The following is a 4,790-nucleotide window of genomic DNA, read 5'->3' as shown; positions in this document are numbered from 1 at the left end:
GGCGGCGTCAGTCCGGAGGCCTTCGAACAGGCCCAATCGTGAGGACAGAATTTGTCTACGGGCGTGGGGTCAGTCCATTAAGATGGCTTAAAGAGAGGTGCCATGAGCGGTAAGCGTTATCCCGAAGAGTTTAAAATTGAAGCAGTCAAACAGGTTGTTGATCGTGGTTATTCTGTTTCCAGCGTTGCAACACGTCTCGATATCACCACCCACAGCCTTTACGCCTGGATAAAGAAGTACGGTCCGGATTCTTCCACTAATAAAGAACAGTCAGATGCTCAGGCTGAGATCCGCCGTCTCCAGAAAGAGCTGAAGCGGGTTACCGACGAACGGGACATATTAAAAAAAGCCGCGGCGTACTTCGCAAAGCTGTCCGACTGAGGTACGCCTTTATCCGTGACAACACCTGTTGCTGGCCTGTTCGCCTGCTCTATCGGGTGCTGGATGTTCATCCCGGTGGCTTTTACGCCTGGCTTCAGCAGCCGCATTCACAACGCCATCAGGCAGACCTGAGACTGACAGGACAGATTAAACAGTTCTGGCTGGAGTCGGGATGCGTCTATGGTTATCGCAAGATCCATCTGGATCTGCGGGATACCGGGCAACAGTGCGGAGTCAACAGAGTCTGGCGACTGATGAAACGTGCCGGGATAAAGGCTCAGGTCGGATACCGGAGCCCGCGAGCACGTAAAGGCGAGGCCAGTATCGTGTCGCCCAACAGGCTCCAGCGACAGTTCAATCCGGATGCTCCGGATGAGCGTTGGGTAACGGACATCACCTACATCAGGACCCACGAAGACTGGCTGTATCCTGCCGTGGTTGTTGATCTGTTCTCACGCAAAATTATCGGCTGGTCAATGCAATCCCGGATGACAAAGGACATTGTCCTGAACGCATTGCTGATGGCTGTATGGCGGCGTAATCCCCAAAAACAGGTGCTGGTTCACTCTGATCAGGGCAGTCAGTACACAAGCCATGAGTGGCAGTCGTTCCTGAAATCACACGGCCTGGAGGGCAGCATGAGCCGTCGCGGTAACTGCCACGATAATGCGGTTGCAGAAAGCTTTTTCCAGTTGCTGAAGCGTGAACGGATAAAGAAAAAGATCTATGGAACGCGGGAAGAAGCCCGCAGCGATATTTTTGATTACATCGAAATGTTTTATAACAGTAAGCGTCGGCATGGTTCGAGTGGTCAGATGCCACCGACGGAATATGAAAATCAATATTATCAGCGGCTCAGAAGTGCCTGGATTATCCGTGGCGATTCACGGAGCATTGCTCACCCGGCGTTCGGCAAAACGTCCATAAGACCGAACGCCCTTCGCAATTCACTAAAAGTTTACCGAATCACACCTTACTATTCTGTGGCTTCGGATTTATCTGACTGTCCATGTCCGATAATTAAGCTGAAAAAATCATTCTTACATCATCGCATCAGCTCTCTTTTCTTTCATTTTTATGTGTTTTTTTTGCAAAGAAAACTCTAATAAATAAAATCAAGTGAACATAAATTCTGATAATTAAAATAATGGTATTTATCTTTTTGAATAAACGAGAAGTAAATGAAAGTGGATTTAATAAAATATTCATAATTATGCCATATGTTTGGTTTTTAAAAAAAAGGAAACAAGAAATTACATTGTAAAAAACAAATTCACTATTTCCTGGTTATATTTTCATTGCGGTACTAATCCGCATACTTTCTTTCAAAAATAAAACAACTTTTATATGAGGTTTTAATTATGAAGGTAAGCAGAGTTGCAGCGTTTTTATTGATAGCTTTTACAGGTTTAACTCGTGCATCAGAACCTCTTCACCACATGAATATGCCTTCTGTTGATCACCTGATTATTCTTGCAGGTAATGGTGGCAATGGCGGAGCCGGAGGGGAAGGCGGGAACGGTGGAAACGGTGGAAACGGCGGCAACGGTGGGAACGACGGAAACGGCAGCAACGACGGCAATCACGATGGAAATGGAAACGGCAGCAACGACGGCAATCACGATGGAAATGGAAACGGCAGTAATGACGGCAGTAGTAACGGAAACAATGACGGAAACGGGAATGGAAGCAGCGGTGGAAGCGGGAGCGATAATGGTGACGGCGGCGGTGATGGTGGTGATGGTGGTGACTAATAACTGAAAGCACCTTGCCTGCCAGATGATCCGGCCTGGCAGTTTATTTTGATATAACCTGATCAGGATATTTTCTTATGAAAACTAACTTTAAAGTAGGCGTATTATTAGTTAGCTCTGAACTTTTCCTGTTGAGTACAGCACATGCTACAACTCAGGAAAATACGGATATTTATTCAGCCACAACTGCGCAATCAACAGCTCAGGACATTTCCCCTCAAGCCGTGACAGTAAAATGCGGTCAGCCAGGTAAAGATGGACAGCCAGGTAAAGATGGCAACAACGGGCATGGAGGAAAAGGCGGAAAAGGTGGCGCTGCCGGTAAAGGAGGGGCTGCCGCCCCATGTGACAATTAATACCTGCTTCCTCAGGCAGAGAATATTTATTTAAGACAAGGTACAGCTCATGCGTCTAAAAATCGTCTGTGCATTTCCCGCTCTTATGTATTTATCTTTAACATCATTCGCCCATGCTAATACTTTGATTAAATGGTCAGCAATGGAGCACCCTTTACATGGGATTGTTCTGGTTGATGGTACTCCCGGAACAAACGGAGGCCCTGGAGAAAATGGAGGAGCCGGGGGGGCTGGAGGCCCCGGAGAAAACGGCGGTCGTGGGGGCGATGGTGGCCCCGGAGTCGATGGTGGCCCTGGCGGAAATGGCGGTCCCGGTGGACAGGGAGGGGATGGTGCAAATGGGGGGGACGGCGGCAATGGTGGAAATGGGGATGGTTCCAGCAACGGTGGCAACGGCGGCAACGGTGGAAACGGCGGCAACGGTGGTGATGGTGGTAATGGAGGAAGTGGGGGCAATGGAGGAAGCGATGGAGGCAACGGAGGAGATGGCGGCGATGGCGGGGATGGAGGAAACGGATAACTTTTATCGGGTTGTTGTGACATATCATGCCCCGGATTAAACCGGGGTTTTCTTTTCTTACTGACAGCAATTACCGGAAGCGGACATTATTATTAATGGCAGCTGATAAAACGCTGGCCTTTTTCTCTCATCTTACAGCACCTCGACCACTTCAAATTCCTCTGCTATCAACTTTATATCTTCTGTAGTGGCACACTGAATTTGGCCACCTGAGCAGAGGTGATATGTTCACCTCAGAACATTGCAACAAACGTTCCGGGTTCGAACTGTCGGATAGTATCCAGCAATTTGGAGAGAGAGATTTTTTGTTCCATGCGACGGAGCCATCGACCATCCAGACGCATACCTGAAAAACAGATTTGGCGATATCAATACCAACAACCCTGATCATGCTCATGTGATTTACTCCCGTTGCAAACGCAGACAGTAAAAGTATGGCACTGCCTGTTTCAGGAAAAGGCATCCATCACATCACTACAAAACATGTTTTTCTAACACTACGGCGTGTTAATCAATAGAGGCCGCGCTCATGCGCATATGGATCAAAAATTACGTGTTAATAAGGTGGTAATACTGGAGTTTCTCCTGTCGATGAGAGGGCTAATCATTGAAAATCAAACATGCAGAAGAAAAAGATTGTGATAGTGTTTCATCCATTATCGAAACAACCATTAGCACTATTTACCCAAGGTACTATCCACTGGGCGTGGTGAATTTTTTTCTTTCATACCATTCAAAAGATAAAGTTAGAAATGCCATTAATAACAAAGAGCTGTATCTTATCAGTGAGGGAGAAATTATCGTCGGTACAGGAAGTGTAAAAAATAACGAAATAGGCCGACTATTTATTCTTCCTCGGTACCAACGACAAGGATATGGGCGATATCTGATAGATTTTCTGGAAAAGATCATACTGAAAAAAAATAACTCAATAACACTTGATGCATCTTTACCTGCTATACATTTCTACATTCAACGGGGGTATAAACCGATTTCTTTTGAGTCAATGATGACTGACAGTGGAGATGTTCTTTGTTATTCGGTGATGACTTTATCAAGATAAAGGTTTGCAGCAGCATTGAACTGCACAACTTTGCCGGACATTATTGAGACAAAGAAAGATGGCAAAGTTGTGAAGTGGGGTAAAGCGCTAATTCCACTGCTCGCTCATGGCAGACTGTATTGGCAGGCCAGGGGCATCATCAAGTTCAAATCGCGGCTTGGTGTCGCGAAGTTCTCGCGCTGGGAAATTAAGCGTGGCCGGAGCACCGAAGACATTAACAGAATCATGTTGGCGATGATGATGAATGCTGCATCCAGATTCGAAGGGCTGCAAAGCTTGCGATCATTCTCGTGGTGTACGGACAGCGGCTTTAGTGGTGAGAATTTGGTTTCTGATCTGTTCGGATTCTATCGGGCTATCATACCGGATCGGTATGGTTATCGTCTCAAGCCTGTAAGTTATGATCCCGCGCAACGCAGCAATACAAACTGTCATTGCGCGGTTCAAGGCAAAGTTCTTGATCCCCTTTATCAAGCCGTAGTGAAGAAAGCCACGGTCTGCGTGAGCCGCCGGGTTTGTTTTTCCAGCGCATTTGCGGCAATGACCGCCTGCTGAACCAGTTGCGCATTCTGATGGGTGACAGAATCGATTTGTACGATGGCTTCGTTGACCTGGCTAATCCCGATGCTCTGTTCATCAGTCGCGACGGAGATTTCCGACATAATGTCCGAAACACGCTGCACGGCTTCAATCATCTCGTCGATATTATTTCCGGC

The 4,790-nt window shown here is 47.0% G+C and carries 4 protein-coding genes and 3 pseudogenes; 6 read left to right on the top strand and 1 reads right to left on the bottom strand.

Features of this window, described 5'->3' with window-relative positions:
• Positions 1-102: 102 nt before the first annotated feature.
• The 6 genes and pseudogenes from DK872_RS27135 to DK872_RS27780 form a co-directional block, all read left to right on the top strand.
• Positions 103-1,244: pseudogene (locus tag DK872_RS27135) on the top strand (IS3 family transposase); the annotation flags it as partial.
• Between the two features lie 628 nt (positions 1,245-1,872).
• Positions 1,873-2,142 carry a hypothetical protein gene (locus tag DK872_RS27130; RefSeq protein WP_161519123.1) on the top strand — a complete coding sequence of 90 codons (270 nt, stop codon included), beginning with the start codon at positions 1,873-1,875 and terminating at the stop codon, positions 2,140-2,142.
• 70 nt (positions 2,143-2,212) lie between these two features.
• Positions 2,213-2,491, top strand: a complete 279-nt coding sequence (locus DK872_RS27125) for a hypothetical protein (protein WP_156036600.1) — start codon at positions 2,213-2,215, stop codon at positions 2,489-2,491.
• A 212-nt stretch (positions 2,492-2,703) separates the two neighbouring features.
• Positions 2,704-3,051 (top strand): hypothetical protein, encoded by a 348-nt coding sequence (locus DK872_RS27120; protein WP_154066845.1) that lies wholly within the window; start codon positions 2,704-2,706, stop codon positions 3,049-3,051.
• Positions 3,052-3,618: 567 nt separating this feature from the next.
• Positions 3,619-4,074, top strand: coding sequence for a GNAT family N-acetyltransferase (locus DK872_RS27110; protein ID WP_072000418.1), 456 nt, complete (start codon positions 3,619-3,621; stop codon positions 4,072-4,074).
• A 144-nt stretch (positions 4,075-4,218) separates the two neighbouring features.
• Positions 4,219-4,485, top strand: a pseudogene (locus DK872_RS27780) (hypothetical protein); the annotation flags it as partial.
• A gap of 59 nt (positions 4,486-4,544) precedes the next feature.
• On the opposite strand, the pseudogene DK872_RS27105 reads toward DK872_RS27780, so the two are convergent.
• Positions 4,545-4,790, bottom strand: a pseudogene (locus DK872_RS27105) (methyl-accepting chemotaxis protein); the annotation flags it as partial.

This window comes from Kosakonia sp. MH5 (genome assembly GCF_009935945.1).
GTDB lineage: Bacteria > Pseudomonadota > Gammaproteobacteria > Enterobacterales > Enterobacteriaceae > Kosakonia > Kosakonia radicincitans.
The sequence above is the reverse complement of the archived record's forward strand: the minus strand, read 5'-3'. Positions and strand labels throughout refer to the sequence as shown.